At 68.1% G+C, this 17,833-nt stretch carries 16 protein-coding genes; 8 read left to right on the top strand and 8 right to left on the bottom strand.

Going from position 1 to position 17,833, the window contains the following annotated elements; all coding sequences use genetic code 11:
* Window position 1: 1 nt before the first annotated feature.
* Window positions 2-958 (bottom strand): R2-like ligand-binding oxidase, encoded by a 957-nt coding sequence (locus H1R19_RS21400; RefSeq protein WP_219850107.1) that lies wholly within the window; start codon window positions 956-958, stop codon window positions 2-4.
* Window positions 959-1,001: 43 nt separating this feature from the next.
* Window positions 1,002-3,161, bottom strand: a complete 2,160-nt coding sequence (locus H1R19_RS21395) for an MMPL family transporter (RefSeq protein WP_219850106.1) — start codon at window positions 3,159-3,161, stop codon at window positions 1,002-1,004.
* 240 nt (window positions 3,162-3,401) lie between these two features.
* Between H1R19_RS21395 and H1R19_RS21390 the strand changes: the two genes are divergently transcribed.
* Window positions 3,402-4,529: an NDMA-dependent alcohol dehydrogenase gene (locus H1R19_RS21390; protein ID WP_188328296.1), complete on the top strand. Its 1,128-nt coding sequence runs from the start codon at window positions 3,402-3,404 to the stop codon at window positions 4,527-4,529.
* A gap of 52 nt (window positions 4,530-4,581) precedes the next feature.
* Here H1R19_RS21390 and H1R19_RS21385 read toward each other — a convergent pair whose 3' ends face one another.
* Both H1R19_RS21385 and H1R19_RS21380 read right to left on the bottom strand, forming a co-directional pair.
* Entirely contained in the window at window positions 4,582-5,151 is a 570-nt protein-coding gene (locus tag H1R19_RS21385; RefSeq protein WP_219851837.1) for a potassium channel family protein, read from the bottom strand.
* Between the two features lie 5 nt (window positions 5,152-5,156).
* On the bottom strand, window positions 5,157-7,175 hold the full coding sequence (locus H1R19_RS21380) for a M13 family metallopeptidase (RefSeq protein WP_219850105.1): 2,019 nt from the start codon (window positions 7,173-7,175) through the stop codon (window positions 5,157-5,159).
* A gap of 105 nt (window positions 7,176-7,280) precedes the next feature.
* Here H1R19_RS21380 and H1R19_RS21375 point away from each other — a divergent pair, with 105 nt between their 5' ends.
* Entirely contained in the window at window positions 7,281-8,711 is a 1,431-nt protein-coding gene (locus H1R19_RS21375; protein ID WP_219850104.1) for a dihydrolipoyl dehydrogenase family protein, read from the top strand.
* Between the two features lie 259 nt (window positions 8,712-8,970).
* On the opposite strand, the gene H1R19_RS21370 is transcribed toward H1R19_RS21375, so the two are convergent.
* Window positions 8,971-9,408 carry a pyridoxamine 5'-phosphate oxidase family protein gene (locus tag H1R19_RS21370; protein ID WP_219850103.1) on the bottom strand — a complete coding sequence of 146 codons (438 nt, stop codon included), beginning with the start codon at window positions 9,406-9,408 and terminating at the stop codon, window positions 8,971-8,973.
* Window positions 9,409-9,523: 115 nt separating this feature from the next.
* On the opposite strand from H1R19_RS21370, the gene H1R19_RS21365 reads away from it, so the two are divergent.
* The 4 genes from H1R19_RS21365 to H1R19_RS21350 all read left to right on the top strand — a co-directional run bounded on the left by H1R19_RS21365 (window position 9,524) and on the right by H1R19_RS21350 (window position 11,838).
* A complete protein-coding gene (locus H1R19_RS21365) occupies window positions 9,524-10,267 on the top strand; it encodes a FadR/GntR family transcriptional regulator (protein WP_188328292.1) in 744 nt (247 codons plus the stop codon).
* Window positions 10,267-10,986: a sterol desaturase family protein gene (locus tag H1R19_RS21360; RefSeq protein ID WP_188328291.1), complete on the top strand. Its 720-nt coding sequence runs from the start codon at window positions 10,267-10,269 to the stop codon at window positions 10,984-10,986. The genes H1R19_RS21365 and H1R19_RS21360 overlap by 1 nt, the downstream gene beginning before the upstream one ends.
* A 166-nt stretch (window positions 10,987-11,152) precedes the next feature.
* On the top strand, window positions 11,153-11,305 hold the full coding sequence (locus H1R19_RS21355; protein WP_219850102.1) for a hypothetical protein: 153 nt from the start codon (window positions 11,153-11,155) through the stop codon (window positions 11,303-11,305).
* 383 nt (window positions 11,306-11,688) lie between these two features.
* On the top strand, window positions 11,689-11,838 hold the full coding sequence (locus H1R19_RS21350; protein WP_219850101.1) for a hypothetical protein: 150 nt from the start codon (window positions 11,689-11,691) through the stop codon (window positions 11,836-11,838).
* Window positions 11,839-12,000: 162 nt separating this feature from the next.
* On the opposite strand, the gene H1R19_RS21345 is transcribed toward H1R19_RS21350, so the two are convergent.
* Entirely contained in the window at window positions 12,001-12,753 is a 753-nt protein-coding gene (locus tag H1R19_RS21345) for a pirin family protein (RefSeq protein ID WP_219850100.1), read from the bottom strand.
* Window positions 12,754-12,947: 194 nt separating this feature from the next.
* On the opposite strand from H1R19_RS21345, the gene H1R19_RS21340 reads away from it, so the two are divergent.
* Window positions 12,948-14,585, top strand: a complete 1,638-nt coding sequence (locus tag H1R19_RS21340; RefSeq protein ID WP_219850099.1) for an NTF2-like N-terminal transpeptidase domain-containing protein — start codon at window positions 12,948-12,950, stop codon at window positions 14,583-14,585.
* A gap of 15 nt (window positions 14,586-14,600) precedes the next feature.
* Here H1R19_RS21340 and H1R19_RS21335 read toward each other — a convergent pair whose 3' ends face one another.
* Together H1R19_RS21335 and H1R19_RS21330 are read right to left on the bottom strand one after the other, a co-directional pair.
* Window positions 14,601-15,065: a DUF3054 domain-containing protein gene (locus H1R19_RS21335; protein ID WP_223204797.1), complete on the bottom strand. Its 465-nt coding sequence runs from the start codon at window positions 15,063-15,065 to the stop codon at window positions 14,601-14,603.
* Window positions 15,066-15,071: 6 nt separating this feature from the next.
* Window positions 15,072-16,313: a lysylphosphatidylglycerol synthase transmembrane domain-containing protein gene (locus H1R19_RS21330; protein WP_244970789.1), complete on the bottom strand. Its 1,242-nt coding sequence runs from the start codon at window positions 16,311-16,313 to the stop codon at window positions 15,072-15,074.
* Between the two features lie 142 nt (window positions 16,314-16,455).
* Between H1R19_RS21330 and H1R19_RS21325 the strand changes: the two genes are divergently transcribed.
* Window positions 16,456-17,790 (top strand): AI-2E family transporter, encoded by a 1,335-nt coding sequence (locus H1R19_RS21325; RefSeq protein ID WP_188328285.1) that lies wholly within the window; start codon window positions 16,456-16,458, stop codon window positions 17,788-17,790.
* Window positions 17,791-17,833: the final 43 nt, after the last annotated feature.

The following is a 17,833-nucleotide window of genomic DNA, read 5'->3' as shown; positions in this document are numbered from 1 at the left end:
TTCAGGTCTGCAACCTGACCGCGTCGTCCGCGCCGAACTCTTCCTCGAGGACCTCGGGCGAATAGTCGAGGTCGATCTCGGCGACCGGGCGTCCGCGGGCCGATTCGATCGCCGAGAGCCGACGGTTGGCGCGGTCGGCGGCGTAGGCGAGGAACTCGTCGTTGTCGAGGCCGAAGGGCTGTTCGTCGAACTGCTGGTCGACCCAGTCGATCATGCCCAGTGCCAGCGGGAGCAGCTCGTTCATGCGTTCGCCGACGGCGTCCCAGAGCGAGTCGTCGGCTGCCACATGCCGACGGCACGTGAAGGTACCCCACGCCATGTGGCGGCGCTCGTCGTCACCGATGAACCGGATGAGCTTCTGCATGCCGGGGAAGATGCCGTAACGGGTGCAGACCTTCTGCCAGGCGTGATAGCCGGTCAGCGCGAGGCTGCCCTCGATGACGTGGTTGTAGGTGACGCTGGCGCGGATCTGCCTCCGCGGCGACGGGTCGTGATCGAGGGCGTGCAGCGACGCGGGGAGCTCCTCGTAGAAGAGCCGACGATAGAAGGGATTCTCGGCGACGAACGACTGCAGGTCGCCGGTGAGGCCGACGGCGTCCATCCACATGCGGAACACCTGAGTGTGTTTGGCCTCTTCGAAGCAGAACTGCGAGAGGTACATCTCGTCGCCGAACCGGCCCTCGGAGGCCATCGCCTTCATGAACGGCTGGATGTCCTGGGTCACCGCCTCCTCGCCGGCGATGAACTGACTCACGAGATAGGTGGCGCTGCGCCGCTGTTCGTCGGTGAGCTCCACCCAGTCCTGCGCGTCCTGGGAGAAGTCGATGGCCATCGGGTCCCAGAAGCGGGAGTTGCCTTTGATGAAGAGCCGCAACGGAAATGAGTCCCAGTTGAGACCGCCTTGTCGCAACGACGAGAAGTCCTGGCGGCCTTCTGCTTTGTGTTCGATCACAGTCATGGGATCACCAGCCAGACACTCGGGAAGTGGGAATACCCCGACGCTAACCCTTTCCAGGTTGGGCAGTCGTGGAATCGGCCAACTCCGTTGTCGCAGAGCCATTTACCGGCGACGGGTCGGATCTGGCGAGTGCGCTCGGCCACCAGATCCGCTTGCCGATGTCGAGGGTGAGGGCCGGTACCAGCAGTGTCCGCACGATCAGCGTGTCGATGAGGACGCCGAAGGCGACGAGGAACGCCACCTGTGCCAGGAACAGCAGCGGGATGACCGCGAGCGCGGCGAAGGTCGCGGCGAGCACGACACCGGCCGAGGTGATGACGCCGCCCGTGGCGGTGAGGCCCCGGATCATGCCCAGGCGGGTCCCGTGCCGCAACGCCTCCTCCCGTACGCGAGTCATCAGGAAGATGTTGTAGTCGATCCCGAGCGCGACGAGGAAGACGAAGGCGAACAGCGGAACCACCGGATCGGCTCCGGGGAAGCCGAACGGACCGTTGAACAACAATGCTGCGACGCCCAGGGTCGTCGCGAACGACAGCACCGTCGTGGCGAGCAGGATGGCGGGCGCGACGATGCTGCGCAGCAGTGCCACGAGGATCACGAAGACCACGATCAGGACGATCGGGATGATCAGGTTGCGGTCGTGGATCGACGTCTCGCGGGTGTCGAGGTCGATGGCGGTGGTGCCGCCGACGATGGCGTCGGCGTCCGGGACGTCACCGACCGCGTTTCGGATGTCGGTGACCGTGTCCTGGGCGGCCAGCGAGTCGGCGTTGTCGGTGAGAGTCGCGGTGATCGCGACCTTCCCGTCGTGCACGACCGGGTTGTCGCCCTCGGTGAGCACCTCGGCCGAGGCGACACCATCGGTGGACCGGACCTTCTCGAGCACCGCGGTGGCGTTGCCCTGATCGGTGATGATGTAGGTGGGCGCGCCACTGCCCGCGTCGAAGTGTTCGGCTTGGATCTCGGCGCCCTCGACGGATTCGACGGTGCCCATGAAGAAGTCGGTCGAGGCGATACCGTCGGCCTTGAACATGGGCGCGAAGGCGGCGCCGATGAGCAGCAGGATCAGCGTGCCCGCCCAGATGGCGCGAGGCCTGGCGGCCACGCGGTCGGCGATGCGCTTCCACAGCCGGTGGGTGGCGCCGCCGTCGGCCGAGGCGTCGGGCGCGTACTTGGGCTTCAGCGGCCAGAACGCAGTGCGGCCGAGCAGCGCCAGGGCCGCGGGCAGGAACGTCATCGACGCCAGGAACGACGCGACGATGCCGATGGCGGCCACCGGGCCCAGGCTCTTGTTGGAGTTCAGATCGGACAGCAGCAGGCACAGGACGCCGGCGATGACCGTACCCGCCGAAGCGGCGACCGGTTCGATCGTCGCGCGCCAGGCCTGTGTGATGGCCGCGTATTTGTCCTCGGCGGCTATCAGCTCTTCTCGATATCTGGAGACGAGTAGCAGCGCGTAATCCGTGGCGGCGCCGAAAACCAGGATGAACAGGATGCCCTGGCTCTGCCCGTTGAGGTCGAGGATGCCCTGTTTGGTGAGGAAGTAGACCAGGCCCGAGGCGAGACCGAGTGCGAACACCGCGGAGATCAGGACCACGAACGGCAGGATCGGACTGCGGTAGACGACGATCAGGATCAGGATCACCACGGTGCCGGCCACGAGCAGCAGCAGGCCGTCGATGCCGGCGAAGGCCTCGCCGAGGTCGGCGACCTGGCCGGCGGGGCCGGTGACCGCGACGGTCAGCCCCGACGGCGGGTCGGCCAGGGCCTCGCGCAACACCTCGACGGTGTCGGCGGGCTCACCCTCGGTGGAGATCGGCAGGAACAGCTGCGCCGCCTGACCGTCCTCGGAGGGGATCGGCGGCGAGGCCGCCGCGCCGAAGCCGGGCTTCCCGGTCAGCGATGAGGTGGTGGTGCTGAGGAACTCGAGATCGCCGGGCGTGATGCCGCCGGACCGCTCGGCGATGACGATCGCCGGGATCTCGTCGGTGTCCTGGAACTCGGCGAGCAGCTTCTGGACCTGCGTCGACTCGGCGGATGCCGGCAGGAAGGTGCTGTTGTCGTTGCTCGCGACGCTCGCCAGTTTGCCGGCGAACGGTCCGGTCACACCGCCGACGATCAGCCAGCCGAGCAGCAGGAGCGCCGGGATCAGCCAGCGCAGCTTGTGAGTGGGACGGGGACTCGAAACGGTCTTGTCCGGCATGCCCTCATCGTTGCACGCTGCAGGTCCGCGTACGGGCGAGGGGCGGGAAGACGGTGGCTGCATGTGGGCAGATTCGGTGCCCTCGCCCGGACGGATGGCCCGCCGGCAAACGGGTGACGTGGATCATGCGAATCGGCTGCGCGGGACCGGCCCGGTCCACCAACATGTGACATACATCGCATTAGCAGATGGCGATATTTAGCGCCCCGGGATCGGGGTGGCACGAGCAAGGGAGCACATGTGAAGACCAAGGGTGCAGTTCTGCGGAATCCGGGCGAAGACTGGAAGATCGAGGAGTTCGAACTCGGTGATCCGGTCGCGGGTGAGGTTCAGGTCAAGCTCGTGAGCTCGGGTCTGTGCCACTCCGACCATCATCTGCGCACCGGTGACAGCCCGGCGCCGATGCCCGTGCTCGGCGGGCACGAGGGCGCCGGCGTGGTGACCAAGGTGGGCCCGGGCGTGACCCGCCTCAAGGAAGGCGACCACGTCGTCACCGCGTTCATACCCGCCTGCGGAACCTGTGAGCCGTGTTCGCGCGGTCAGCAGAACATCTGCGACGAGGGTGCGCGGCTGCTGACCGGACTGTCGATCTCCGACGACACGCACCGGGCGCACACCTCCGACGGGCAACCGCTGGTGCAGATGTGCATGCTGGGTACGTTCGCGCCATACATCACCGTCAATCAGGCCTCACTGGTCAAGATCGAGGACGACATCCCCCTGCAGGCCGCCGCGCTCCTCGGCTGCGGTGTCGCAACCGGTTGGGGCTCGGCCGTGGAGATCGGCGGCACGCATGCCGGTGACACGGTGGTCGTGGTCGGCATCGGTGGTGTCGGCATCAACTCGGTCCAGGGGGCCGCGGCTGCGGGCGCACGCCACGTCATCGCCGTCGACCCGGTGCCCTTCAAGCTCCAGATGGCCGAAAAGCTCGGTGCGACACACACCTTCGCGTCCATGGAAGCGGCGCTGGAGTCCATCGGCGACATCACCTGGGGCAAGATGGCCAACACCACCATCCTGACCGTCGGCGAGATCGACGGTTCGATGATCGCCCCCGCGCTGGCACTGACCGGCAAGGGCGGGCAGGTCGTCGTCGTGGGTATGGGCAACTTCGCCTCGATGGACGCGCAGATGAACCTGTTCGACCTGACGCTGATGCAGAAGCGGGTCCAGGGCGCGATCTTCGGTGGCGCGAGCCCGCGCACCCAGGTCCCGGCGCTGCTCAACGAATACCGCGCGGGCAAGCTCAATCTCAGCGATCTGGTCACCAACACCTACCGGCTCGACCAGATCAACGAGGCCTACGACGACATGCTGGCGGGCAACAACATCCGCGGCATGATCGTCTACGGCGACGACGACTACTGAGCGCTCCCTCGACTCCCCGGCCGATCGGCCGGGGACGACCGATGACGCCAGGTCACCCTCCGGTGGCCTGGCGTCGCTGGGTGATCAGCAGGTTGAGGAACCGCAGTCCGAGACCGAGGAGCACCAGGGTGCTCGCCATCTGGATCGACACCGCGATGCGCGCGCCCTGCGAGTCCGGTGCGATGTCGCCGAAACCCGTTGTGGTGAAGACGGTGAGGCAGAAGTAGAGAGCGTCGACGCGGGTGAGGCCTGCGTTGAAGCTGCCCGTGTCGTACTCGGAGAAGAGGAAGTACGTGGTGGCGAACGCGACGACGTAGAAGCTCGCCAGCGCCACCAGCATCTCCATGGCGGTCGCCACCGGACGGTTGGAGCGGGCGAACCTGCGAACCTCCCACACGCAGAACGACGTCAACAGAAGGCCGCCGATCAGCAACCCGAGGTAGTTGGCGTCATTCGCCTTGTTGATGGGCAGCAGGAAGTAGCCGCTGAGCAGTACGATCGCCGCGCCGATGGGGCGGAGTAGGGCGAGGGTGAGGTCTCTGCCCCCGGCCAGCCCCAGCTGCGCCGTGCCCGACGCCGGCTGCGGTTCCGGTTGGGTGGATTCGCGGCCGGCGTCGGACATCTCGGTCACCAGATCCGGACGCGTTGTGCCTCTTCGAGATACAGGGCGTCACCGGGCTTCACATCGAAGGCCTCGTAGAACGCGTCCATGTTGCGCACGACGCCGTTGCAGCGGAACTCCGGCGGCGAATGCGGATCGATCGACAGGCGCCGGATCGCCTCGGCGTCACGGGTCTTGGTGCGCCAGATCTGTGCCCAGCTGAAGAACACGCGCTGGACACCGGTCAGGCCGTCGATGACCGGCGGCTCCTGACCTGGAGAATCGGTCCCGTTCGCGCCGCCCTCGTTCGAGATCTGGTAGGCGACGAGCCCGATCGACAGTCCGCCGAGGTCGCCGATGTTCTCACCGATCGTGAACTCCCCGTTGACCTTGTATTCGGGATCGAGTCCGGTCGGGGTGAACTCTCCGTACTGGTCGATGAGCTTGCGTGTGCGCGAGGAGAACTCGGCACGGTCGGTGTCGGTCCACCAGTCCACCAGGTTGCCGTCGCCGTCGTACTTGGCGCCCTGGTCGTCGAAGCCGTGCCCGATCTCGTGTCCGATGACCGCACCGATGCCACCGTAGTTGACGGCGTCGTCGGCGTCGGGGTCGAAGAACGGCGGCTGCAGGATCGCGGCGGGGAAGACGATCTCGTTCATTCCGGGGTTGTAGTAGGCGTTGACCGTCTGCGGCGTCATGAACCACTCGTCGTGATCGACCGGGCCGCCGATCTTCGCGAACTCGCGATCCTGCTCGAATGACGAAGCGCGAGCGACGTTCCCGATCAGGTCGCCACGATCGACACTCAGGGCACCGTAGTCACGCCACTTGGCCGGGTACCCGATCTTCGGGGTGAACTTGCCGAGCTTGATCAGCGCCTTCTCCCGCGTGGCGGGCGTCATCCACGGCAGGTCGGAGATGTTGCGGCGGTAGGCCTCCACCAGGTTGGCGATCAGCTCGTCCATCCGGGCCTTGGCCTCGGGCGGGAAATGCTTGGCCACATAGAGTTTGCCGACCGCGAAGCCCATCGCACCTTCGACGAAACCGACGCCGCGCTTCCAGCGGTCGCGGTTGGCTTCCGCACCGGTGAGAGTGCGGCCGTAGAAGTCGAAACTCTCGTCGACGAACGGCGACGACAGGTACGCCGCAGCGGCGCGCAGCAGACGCCACGTCAGCCAGGTCTTCCACTCCTCCAGCGGGCGGGAGGTGAGGAGCGCGGCGACGCCGGAGACGAAGGACGGCTGCGCCACGACGACCTCGGCGAACGTCGTGTCGCCGGTGGTGCCCAATCCGCCGAACCACTCACCGATCGGGAATCCGGCTGCAGCGGAAGTGAATTCGTCCAGCGACATGAGGTTGTAGGTGAGCTCGGCGTCGCGGCGTCGTACGACATCCCAGTGCTCGGCGGCGATCGCGGTCTCGAGGTCGAGGATGGTCGCGGCACGCGCTGCGGCATCGTCGAAGCCGGCGAGTGCGAACATCCGCTCCACATGTGCGACGTAGGCCGTCCGCGTCGAGGCGTGCTTGTCCTCTCGGTAGTAGGACTCATCGGGCAACCCGAGACCGGACTGCGTGATGTGCACGAGATAGCGGTCGGACTGCTTGGCGTCGGTGTCGACGTAGTAACCGAACAGGCCGCCGGTGCCGTGTCGCTGCAACCGTCCGATGCGTCGGGCGAACGCGTCGACGGAGTCGATGGCGGCGATCTTCTCCAGTTCGCCGGTGATCGGCCCGATTCCGAGGGCCTCGATGTGGTCGGTGTCCATGAACGACGCGTACAGATCGCCGATCTTCTGTTCGTCCGAACCGCTCACCGGGCTCGACGCCGCGCACTCGGTGATGATGTCGCGCACGTTCTCCTCGGAGTTGTCGCGCAGTACGTGGAAGGCGCCGTCGACGGAGCGGTCGTCGGGGATGACGTGCGACCGGAGCCACTTGCCGTTGACGTGGGTGAACAGATCGTCCTGGATGCGGACGGAATCGTCGACCCACTCGAGGTCCAGTCCGGAGTTGAGGTCGGTATGCGATGCAGTCACGCGCTCCATCCTGTCACCGGAATCGCGATTCGTCTCCCCGCGTCCGCCGCAGGCGCAATCCCGGCGTCGCCGCTTCTCGGCGAGTCGCCGGCTTTCCCGTCCTAGGCTGGGTCGATGAACGATCAGGTCAGCTATGACGTCGTCGTGATCGGCGGCGGGCCGGTGGGCGAGAACGCCGCCGACTATGCGATACGGGGCAGTGATCGCACCGCGGTCATCGTCGAACACGAGCTGGTCGGAGGGGAATGCTCCTACTGGGCATGTATGCCGAGCAAGGCACTGTTGGGGCCGGGGGCCGCGCTGGAGGCCGTCCGCGCCCTTCCCGGTGCCGCCGAACGGGTCACCGACGCCCGGCCGGACCGCGATGCGCTGCTGGCGTGGCGGAACACGGTCACCAGTTCGCGAGATGACTCCTCGCAGGTCGAGTGGGCGACGGGCGCGGGAATCGACGTCCTGCGCGGACATGTCCGACTCGACGGACCGCGGCAGGTGCGGGTGGGCGAGCAACTGGTGCACGCGCGGCAGGCGGTGGTGATCGCGACGGGAAGTGTCGCGACCATCCCGCCCAATCCCGGTCTGCGCGAGGCACTGCCGTGGACGTCACGGGACGCCACCAACATCGTCGACGTCCCGGGCAGTCTGCTCATCGTCGGCGGCGGAGTGGTGGCCTGTGAGGCGGCGACCTGGCTGTGCGACCTGGGCGCGACGGTGACGATGGCCGTCCGCGGCGACCGGTTGCTGCCGAAGACCGAGCCGTTCGTGTCCGAGCGCGTCGCGGCGGGGCTGGCCGAACGGGGCGTCGACACCCGTTTCTCCACGACGCTGTCGTCGGTGGACCGGCCCGATGCCGCCGACACCGGATACGGACGAATCCACGGTGGGTCTGCGCGGGTAGTGTTCGACGACGGTGCCGAACTGACGGTCGACGAGATCCTGGTGGCGGCCGGGAGGTCCCCTGCGACAGCCGATCTCGGCTTGTCCTCGATCGGTCTCGAGGACAAGGGGCCGATCGGGGTCGACGACCAGCTGACGGTGCCGGACCATCCCTGGCTGTATGCGGTCGGCGATGTCAACGGCCGAGTCGCGTTGACGCACATGGGGAAATACCAGGCACGCGTGGCGGGGAAGGTGATTGCCGCGCGGGCGGGGAATGGGGACATCGACGACGCGCGGTACTTTGCATCCTCCGACCACGACGCGGTGCCGCAGGTGGTGTTCACCCGGCCCGAGATGGCGGCGGTGGGACTGACCGAGGCGCAGGCCCGCGACCGGGGACTGGAGGTACGCGTACTCGAATCCGACATCTCGGTGGCCGGGTCGTACCTCCTGGGACCGGACTACTCCGGGCACGCGAAGCTCGTCGTCGACGACGCACGCGGTGTCCTGCTGGGGGCGACCTTCGTCGGCGCCCAGACCGGCGAGCTCGTCCACTCGGCGACGGTCGCGATCGTCGGACAGGTCCCGCTCGACCGGCTCTGGCATGCCGTGCCGTCGTATCCGACGGTCAGCGAGGTGTGGCTGCGTCTGCTCGACCAGGCGCACTGACCCGGCCCGGTCGGCTCGGGCAGACACACGAACGCCGCCACCGGTGTCCGGTGGCGGCGTTCGCATGGTGCACGACGGGTCCGCCTCGACGCGCCTCTCGGCGAGTGGCCGCTCGAAGCGGCAGATGAGTTGAGGCCCGGGGGCATTGAGCCGGACACCGTCACGCTGTACAACCGTACCTCCTGCGGAACTATTCCGCGGTGCCCGCCACCACGATATGTGATGCCGATCGCAGCTGAATGTGCTGGTCAGGGCCAGATCAGAAGGTGAACCGCCGGATCTGCTCCGGATGGAGGACCACGCGGACCTGGTCGTCGGCCAGGATCTCGGCGAGGTCCGCGGCGCGAGCGGGATCGTCGAGGTCCCAGTAGCGGGCCGCGAGCCGCGCGGCCAGGTTGTGTGCGGCGTCGAGGCCTTGTTCCACCGTGGTGCTACCGGACACCGAGATCCATCGTTCGCGCTCACCGGCGGGTGCGGCGACGACGAGCGACGATCGGGGGTCCTCGGCGAGCCGCCGCACCTTCAGCGAGTCGGGGGCGGTGAAGAGCTGGATCGTCCCGTCGGCGGTGGCCTCGAACCAGACCGGTCGGGGTTGTGGCGGGACCGGGCCGCTCGCAGTCGAGAAGAAGCCATGCAGTGGGCGTCGTAGGAAGTCACGGTCGTCGTCGGTCAGCGTGGTGAGGGTCTCATCGCTCATGGTCGGTCCAACCACTCCTGGGCGCAATGATTCCGGCGTCGGCATCGGTCGGCGACGCGCGAGTAAATTGGTAAGACCACTTGACCACTGACGATTCCGTGACTACGGTCACAGAATGACCTTCGAGCCGATCACCCAGCGAAGCGTCCCCGAGGACGTCTTCGCGCAGATCGTCGAGGGAGTGCTGTCGGGAGAGCTGGCCGTCGGCCAGAAGCTGCCGAGCGAGCGCGACCTGGCCCAGATGCTGGGGGTGTCCCGGCCGACGGTGCGGGAAGCGCTGAAGCGGGTGGCGGCCGCCGGTCTGGTGACGATCCGGCAGGGCGAGGGAGCGCGGGTCCGAGACCTCGCTCGATCCGGTGGCCTCGACCTGTTGCCGCGGCTGCTGATCCGGGGCGGTTCTCTCGTGCCCGGTGTCGCGCGGTCGATCATCGAGGCGCGGGCCGCGGTCGGCCCGAAGGTGGCCGACCTCGCCGCGCGACGGGCCGGGCCCGAGAACATCGCCGCATTGCGAGCGACGCTCGACGACCTGGCCGCCGAACCGGACCCCATCGGCCAGCAGGTGGTGGCCCTCGAATTCTGGAGCCTGGTCATCGACGCCGCCGACTCGATCGCCTTCCGGCTCATGTACAACTCGCTGCGCGCCGCGTACGAACCCGCGGTACCCGCGCTGGCCGCGGTCCTGGAGCCGGAGGTGGGCAACATCGACGGCTACCGCGCCGTCGTCGACGCCATCGCAGCACACCGGCCCGAGCATGCCGAGGCCGCCGCCCAGGCTCTCATCACGCCCGCGACGACAGCTCTGCTCGCACTCTGCGACGTATTGGAAGCCGAAGAACGAGACCCGGGGGAGACGACCTGATGGCAGCCGACGACATCGACACCACAGCACGCAGGCGGGTGGCCGCCGAGGAACGCCGCATACGGTCACGCCCGTCGTTGACGCTGCGCGGGGCATTCGCGGAGTTCCTCCGCCACCCGTCGCCATGGATCATGGCCGGTTTCCTGGCGATCGCCCTGACGGCGCGGGTGTGGCTGGGCGACTGGGGGTTTGCGGATCTGCTCGTCCCGGCGGTCATGGTGGCGAGTTTCCCGTTGGTGGAGTGGTTGATCCACGTGTTCGTCCTGCACTGGCGCCCGAAGCGACTCGGGCCGGTCACCATCGACCCGCTGGTGTCGCGCAAACACCGTGAGCACCATCAGGATCCGCGTGACATCCCGCTCATCTTCATCCCGTGGCAGGTGCTGGCACCGATCGTCGTGGCCGCGGTCGGTATCGGCCTGCTCGTGTTCGCGAGTCCGGAACGCGGACTCACCTTCATGGTGGTCCTGGCGATGATCGGACTCACCTACGAGTGGACCCACTACCTGATCCACACCGACTACCGTCCACGGCACCGTCTCTACAAGTCGCTGTGGCGCAACCACCGATTCCACCACTACCGCAACGAGCACTACTGGTTCACCGTCACCACGGCGGGCACCGCCGACCGGTTGCTGAGGACCTACCCGGACCCGGAGACGGTGGAGAAGTCGCCGACGGCCAAGGACCTGCACGCGATGTCGCGGTCGGCGCAGTAGCGCCGAGACCGACCCGCCGCCTTCGGGATTCGTAACCTGACGCTGATCCTGTGGATAAGGTGCGTCCCGTGAGTATTCCGTTGTGGCGTGAACTGCGGGCGAGAAATCGCGGAACGGTCGGGCGGACCGTGCGAGCACAGTTGCGCGACAACGTCGGCCGGCGGGTGTGGAGACGTTCGTTCTCGACGACGCGACGGGGCTGGCGCTGAAGTGGACCGACGGTGCCGACGAGCTCTCGGTGGTGTCGGTTGCTCTCGACGAGATCTTCGACGACGCCTTTGTTCGGTTGGACCGGCGCGTGGATCAGCGAGGCCGATGAGATCGTGGAGGCGCCGCTGACCGTGGGTTCTCCGCTGGTGCTCAGCGGTTGGAGCTCGGGACAGCCCGGGGTGGAGTTACCCCTCACCCGTGGAACGTATCGCGTTCGCTATAGCGCCACGAACATGGACGCGGCCGCCGAGGCCGACACCGGCTCCGACATCGACTCGTACCTCATCGAGATCTGGCCGGCGGCGATCGCCCCGACGAGATCCTCAAGCAGACATCAGACCACGCGCGGTACCAGCACGAGCACACGCAGAGCCTCGCCGCCCCCGTGCCCGACGAGACAACCTAGCGCCGGCATCCCGAGGCGATCCGACGGTGGCTGGACCCACGTGATCCACCCCCGCCGCTAGGAAGTCTGCGGTTACGCTCGCACGCATGCGGGTGTTCGTGACCGGCGGGACAGGGGCCATCGGGGGGTATGCGGTGCCTGCACTGGTCGCCGCGGCCGTAGCCGCCGACGTACCTCGTGTGCTCCAGGAGTCGGTCGCCATGGTCTACGTCGATTCCGGTGACCGGTGGATCTGACCCGATCGCTGCGAGTGTCCAACAAGCGGTTTCGGTCGGCGAGCGGCTGGCGGCCGCGCTACCCCTCGGTGCAGGAGGGGTACGCGCAGATGGCGCGTCAACTCGATGACGGGTTCGACGGCCACCGGCCCTCGGCGTGAATCCCGGGGCAGCCCGGCCCGGCTAGCGACCGCCCAGGCCGGTGGCCATGGTCCAGACCAGTACCTCGGCGCCGGCCCCGGACGTCAGGTTCACCGGGCCCGCCTCCACCGCGCGGATCGCGTCACCACCGTCCAGTGTTGTGAGTGCGTCGTCGACGCCTGCGTCGACCGCGCCGTCGACGACGAACACGTGAGTGAAGTGGGCCGCGGGTACCTCGACGCTGTCGCCGGGCCGCAACCGCGCGGCATACAGAGTCGCCCCGGCGTTGGCGATCGAGATCGCCGCGTCGACGTCGGGATCGCCGGAGGCGACCGCGACCAGCCCGCCGCCCGCGAGCCGGTCACCGATGTCGGCCTGGGCGTACGACGGCTCCAGTCCGTGCCGGTCGGGCATCAGCCACATCTGGATGTAGCGGACCGGTTCGGCGCCCGACCCGGGGCGGTCGGGCCACGGATCGTTGCGTTCGGAATGTTCGACGCCGCCACCGGCGCTCATCCGTTGCACCAGCCCCGGGTAGAGGACTCCGGTGTGCCCGGCCGAGTCGCGGTGGACCAGGGTCCCCGCGACCACCCAGGTGACGATCTCGCTCTCCTGATGGGCGTGGAGATCGAACCCCTCGCCGGGTGCGACCTGCTCGTCGTTGATCGCCAGCAGCGCGCCGAAATGAGTGTTCGACGGGTCGTAGTGGTCGCCGAAGGAGAAGCTGTGCCGCGAACACAGCCAGTCGGTCGTGGTGACTGCGCGATCGTCACCTCGGATCACCGTGAAAGCCATGCGTTCATCATCGCAGTCCGGCAAGCTGAGTCACCCGGGGGCGAGCGGCCCGGCCCTGCCGGCGCAGGACGGCGATCATGCACGCCACGGTGCGCCAAAGGTCCCGTCGGCGAGATGAGTTCGTGACCGGCTTGATCCCCGAATGGAAGCTGGCGGCATCGATTTCGGGTGTGACAAGAGTGAAAATTGTAATCATGAAGATCTGGGTCAAGCGAGCAACCACCGCCGCTTGTGCCGCGGTCACGTGCGCCGTCGTGGTGAGCTCCTGCGGGTTCACCGGATCGTCGGACACCGGGGCCGCCGCCGCCATCGACGCATTCGCCTCCGCACTCAGTCGGCAAGACGCCGGCAGTGCGGCCGCGCTCACCACTGCGCCGGGACAGGCCGGCAACCTCCTCACCACCACTTTGAAACAGATGTCGGCTCAACGCGTCGACGTCGACGTCGAGAATCCGGTCGAATACAGCGACGGAACCGCGACGTTCTCGGTGACGACGACGTGGAACTGGGACAAGGGCCGCGTCTACGAGGCGAGCAGCGGCGGCACCGCCCGCAAGCTGTCGTCCGGCTGGAAGGTGACCTGGGACCCGGCGATCCTCCACGCCGGTCTTCCCGCCGGTGGCAACCTGCGTCAGGTCCGCACCGACGCCACACCCGCGCCGTCGGTCCGCAGCCGCAGCGGACGTGTCTTCATGTATCTGCAGCCGGTCAACGAGATCGTCTTCGATCCGTCCAAGACCGCCGATGTCGCCGCGTCGACGCGTGCACTGGTCGGTGTCATCGCACCGATCGCACCGCTGATCACACCGCAGGTCATCAGCGAGCAGCTCTCCGCGACCCCGGGTAAACCCATCACCGCGGTGACCCTGCGCAACTCCGACATGGAGGTCCTCGCCGGCGACCCGGCGCGCGTTCCCGGTGTCACGGTCAACCGCACCGACCAGCTGGTGATGGCCGACCGTCGGCTCAACTCGCCGCTCGAGGCCGGACTCACCAACTACTGGCAGGCCATCCGAGACGCCACCGCGGGCTGGCAGGTCGAGATGGTCGGCCCCGGGAGCGCACCGCGGCGCCTCGCCGGACAACAGGGACCTCCGGGACCCGACGTGCACACCACCGTCGACCAGAACGTTCAGCTGACACTGGGCGACGCGGCGGTCGAGGTCGGACAACCGGCGACGATCCTCACCCTCGACGCGCAGAGCGGCGCCATCCTCGGCATGGCGCAGAACACCTACGCCGTCGAGCGCGGCATCGACATCGACCAGCCCTATCCGGTCGGTTCGACGCTCAACCCGGTCTTCGACGCGGTCGGGCGGGTGGCAGGGCAGCAACCCGCACGCGGCGATGAACTACTCGACCGACTGGGCCTCGGCGTGCAGTTCACCGTGCCCGGCGCGAGCGTCCCCACCCCCGGCCGTCCCGGAATCGCGACCATCGACTTCCGCCCGGGCCAGGGCCAGATGTCGATGGCGAACATGGCCGCGTTCGGCGTGGCGATGGCACGCAGTGCGTCCGGACAGCCGACGTCGGTTCCGCCGTTCGTGCTCAAGGGTGTGCCGACCAAGGTCGTCGGCGGTGATCTCGGTGGTCTCGACCCGGCGCTCGTCGGGCCGGTCCAGCAGGCGATGACCGCAACCGCCGCCACCGGCGACGCGAGCGATCTCACCCGCGCACCCGGACTGCGGGCTCTGGTCGGGACGAACGGACCCGAGGGGCCGGGCTGGTTCGTCGGCCTGCAGGGCGGACAGGTCGTCGTGATCTACACCGAGGGACCCAAGTCGGGGACCGCGGCGCTGCAGGTGGCCCAGAAGTACTTCACCATCAAGTAGCCGAATCGTGGGGCGTCACGCCGCGGCGCGGCGCCCCAGCACGGCGAACACCGCGCGCCAACCCAGCAGGAAGAGCGCGAGGACCAGCGTCGCGACGATGATGAAGCTGACCGCCACGCCCTGGGCGAGGATGAAGCGCAGGATCATCGCCACGGTCACCGTGCAGAACCACACGACGATCCCCACCGGCACCACGCGGTCGGGCCGGAAGTCGTGGCCGAAGAAGTCGCTCGAGCGGACGTGCGCGTACACGTAGGTGATCGACCAGCCCGCCGCACACCCGATGAGGAACGGCCACAAGGTGTGGAGCACCGAGGCCGGGGCGTAGCCCTCCTCATGGCTGGCCCGGCCGATGAGCACGAACACCGTGATCGCCACCGCGTCGAACAGGGCAGCGACCGGCCCCGTGGCTCTCCCCTTCGCGGGAGAGGTCCCGGCGTCGGCCGTGTCGGGGCCCCGGGACATCTTCGAGCTGAGCATGGTGGACTACCGTACCGGGTCCGACGGAGGATCGGTGTCGGTCCTCCGTGTCGATCCCCCCACCGGCGGATTCCGGCGCAGCTCGTCGAGTGGGGAGCTGTCGAGCGGCGAGGCGGGCGGAAGGGCGGCCTCGGTCGGGTGCTCGGCGGCGGCGGACTCCGCGGGCGGGGGTGCCGGCCCCGGGCCGTTCGGACCGCCGTCGGCTCCCACCGGTGACTGTTCGGTGTCGCGTTCGATCTCGTCGACGAAGGTCTCGTCGCGCTTGAACGTCGACCGGAACATGATGGCGATGACCACCCACCCGATCGCCGAGACGATCACATAGCTGATGAACCGGTAGATGAGGACGGCGGTGATCGCGTCGGCCGCGGGCATGCCGGCACTGGTGAGCGCGGGCACGAGGACCGCGTCGACGACGCCGATGCCGCCGGGGAGCAACGGGATCGCCGACCCGACGGCCTTACCCGCCGCGTAGGCGACCATCAGCCCGGAGATGCTCGGATGGGCATCGACCGCCCAGCACGCGAACATCAGGCACGCGACGTCGGCGACCCAGTTGAACAGGCTCCATCCGAAGGCCACCGAGGTGTCGCGCTTGGTCAGCTGCACCGCACGGAGCTGTTCGAGGGTCTCGAGGAGACGCGTGGCGCCGTGCTGGTCGGGCTTGTTGCGGAGCTGGTTGCTCCAGCCGAGAACGCGAATACCCGTGCTCTTCAGCGACTCGGGGTGGCTCGCCAGGTACTGCAGGACCACCGCGACGGCGAGGAATCCGGCCACCGAGAACACGACCGAGAACGGGCTGGTCTTCGCGCCGGCCAGCAGCGCGCCTCCGAAACCGAGCACCGCGAGCCCGACGCCGGCGAGCAGGCCGGACATCACCACCTGCCACGACGCGACGACCGGGGTCGCACCCCACTTGCGTGTCTCGCGGTAGGTGAACGCGGGCGCCAGCACCTGGCCGCCGGGCATGGTCTGACTCAACGAGTTGGCGGCGAGGATGACCGACAGCGACTTCCACTGCGTGACCCGAACACCCGCCGAGCGCAGAAGAGCGCGCTGGACCTGGGCGAAACTGTCCATCGACAACATGGCGGCGACCAGGCAGGCGGCGACCCAACCCCACTGGATGTCGCCGATCCGGAGCCAGGCGCCCTTCAATTCGGGCCAGATCAGCACGACCTCGACGGTCAGGATGGTCAGCACGACGGCGATGAGTACCCAGCGCACCCACCAGAAGCGAGGGCGCATGGCCGGCTGGGCTGTCGCGCCCCCCGGCGAGTCAACACCCTCTGACGACATAGGTGCCACCCTAAGGCAGGGCAGCCTTGCTCATGACCACCCCCGTCCGGGACGGGCCCGGTCCGCGGCGGCTGAGTCTAGTGTTGCTGACGTGAGCGAAGCCGAGAGGGGCGACGGGCCGCGCCAAGCCCCAGACCTCGCGTCCATCGACCGGGCCAAAGTCCACCCGCAGGTGCGTGCCGCGGCCGAATGGAGCTGGCGTCTGCTGCTCATCGCCGCCGTCGCCTACGTCGCCACCCGCGTGTTCGTCGAGTTCGAGGAAGTCCTCGTGCCGGTGGCGCTGGCGACTCTGATCGCGGCCATGCTGGTGCCGGCGGTCGACGTGATGGACCGCCGCGGCGTGCCCCGCGCGTTGGCGGTCATCATCAGCATCGTCCTGGCGGTCGGGCTTCTCGCGGGCGTCATGACGTTCGTGGTCCGCGAATTCATCCGTGGTGTCCCCGAACTCGCAGACAAGGTTCGGGTGACCATCGAACGGGGCCGGGACTGGCTCGTCGACGGCCCGCTCGGTCTCGACCCCGATCAGGTGCGCAACCTCGGCACCGATTCGCTGGACTTCTTGCAGCGCAACCAGGAGCGGGTGACCAGCGGCGCCCTCGCCACCGCGACCACCGCGAGTGAGATCGTCACCGGCGCTCTCCTGATGATCTTCCTGTTGATCTTCTTCCTCTACGGCGGCGGCCAGATCTGGCGATTCTCGGTCAACGTCGTGCCCGAGAGCAGCCGCGAGAAGGTGTGGCGGGCCGGGATCGCCGGTTTCGGCACCCTCGTCGGCTACGTGCGCGCCACCGTCGTGGTGGCCTTCGTCGACGCCTGCGGCATCGGCATCGGGCTGGCGATCCTGCAGGTGCCGCTCGCGCTTCCACTGGCGTCTCTGGTCTTCCTCGGTGCGTTCATCCCGATCGTCGGTGCCCTGCTGACCGGTTCGCTGGCGGTGCTCGTCGCACTCGTCACCCAGGGCTGGATCGCAGCAGTCGTGGCACTGGCGATCGTGGTCGGTGTCATGCAGCTGGAAAGCCATGTGCTGCAACCATTCCTGCTCGGTCGTTCGGTTCGGTTGCATCCGGTCGCGGTGGTGCTCGGCATCGCCGCGGGCCTCGTGTCGGCGGGCATCATCGGCGGACTGCTGGCCGTCCCCCTCATCGCCTTCCTCAACACCGCGATCCGACAGCTCAACAGTCGCGACGGTGAGCGACACGACGGGGAGGGCCGCGACGGGGAGGGTGACGACAGCCGTGGCCCCGGCGCCGAGGGCGAGGACCGGAACGACCGATCAGCGGTCGGGGGCTCGGTCGCAGAGCCGGCCCCGCCGACCTGGGACACCCGCGACCCCGACGCCGCAGCCGAAGCCGTCGTCGAACGGTCGGTGGACGGGGACACGGCGCCGGGGGACGCGGAACAGCGGGACATCGGCGGCGGAACGTGACCGGACCGGAGCTTTCGCGATCACTTACGCGAGCACGGCAGGC

The sequence above is a fragment of the Gordonia jinghuaiqii genome (assembly GCF_014041935.1).
Lineage (GTDB): Bacteria > Actinomycetota > Actinomycetes > Mycobacteriales > Mycobacteriaceae > Gordonia > Gordonia jinghuaiqii.
This window is presented reverse-complemented; position numbering and strand designations above follow the sequence as displayed.

Coding starts and splice junctions, on each gene's coding strand:
- H1R19_RS21375 (WP_219850104.1), top strand. CDS start 7,281: ATGAACGATCAGGTCAGCTATGACGTCGTCGTGATCGGCGGCGGGCCG.
- H1R19_RS21350 (WP_219850101.1), top strand. CDS start 11,689: ATGCGGGTGTTCGTGACCGGCGGGACAGGGGCCATCGGGGGGTATGCG.
- H1R19_RS21380 (WP_219850105.1), bottom strand. CDS start 7,175: ATGGAGCGCGTGACTGCATCGCATACCGACCTCAACTCCGGACTGGAC.
- H1R19_RS21345 (WP_219850100.1), bottom strand. CDS start 12,753: ATGGCTTTCACGGTGATCCGAGGTGACGATCGCGCAGTCACCACGACC.
- H1R19_RS21335 (WP_223204797.1), bottom strand. CDS start 15,065: ATGCTCAGCTCGAAGATGTCCCGGGGCCCCGACACGGCCGACGCCGGG.
- H1R19_RS21385 (WP_219851837.1), bottom strand. CDS start 5,151: ATGTCCGACGCCGGCCGCGAATCCACCCAACCGGAACCGCAGCCGGCG.
- H1R19_RS21395 (WP_219850106.1), bottom strand. CDS start 3,161: ATGCCGGACAAGACCGTTTCGAGTCCCCGTCCCACTCACAAGCTGCGC.
- H1R19_RS21400 (WP_219850107.1), bottom strand. CDS start 958: ATGACTGTGATCGAACACAAAGCAGAAGGCCGCCAGGACTTCTCGTCG.
- H1R19_RS21340 (WP_219850099.1), top strand. CDS start 12,948: ATGAAGATCTGGGTCAAGCGAGCAACCACCGCCGCTTGTGCCGCGGTC.
- H1R19_RS21330 (WP_244970789.1), bottom strand. CDS start 16,313: ATGCGCCCTCGCTTCTGGTGGGTGCGCTGGGTACTCATCGCCGTCGTG.
- H1R19_RS21360 (WP_188328291.1), top strand. CDS start 10,267: ATGGCAGCCGACGACATCGACACCACAGCACGCAGGCGGGTGGCCGCC.
- H1R19_RS21370 (WP_219850103.1), bottom strand. CDS start 9,408: ATGAGCGATGAGACCCTCACCACGCTGACCGACGACGACCGTGACTTC.
- H1R19_RS21365 (WP_188328292.1), top strand. CDS start 9,524: ATGACCTTCGAGCCGATCACCCAGCGAAGCGTCCCCGAGGACGTCTTC.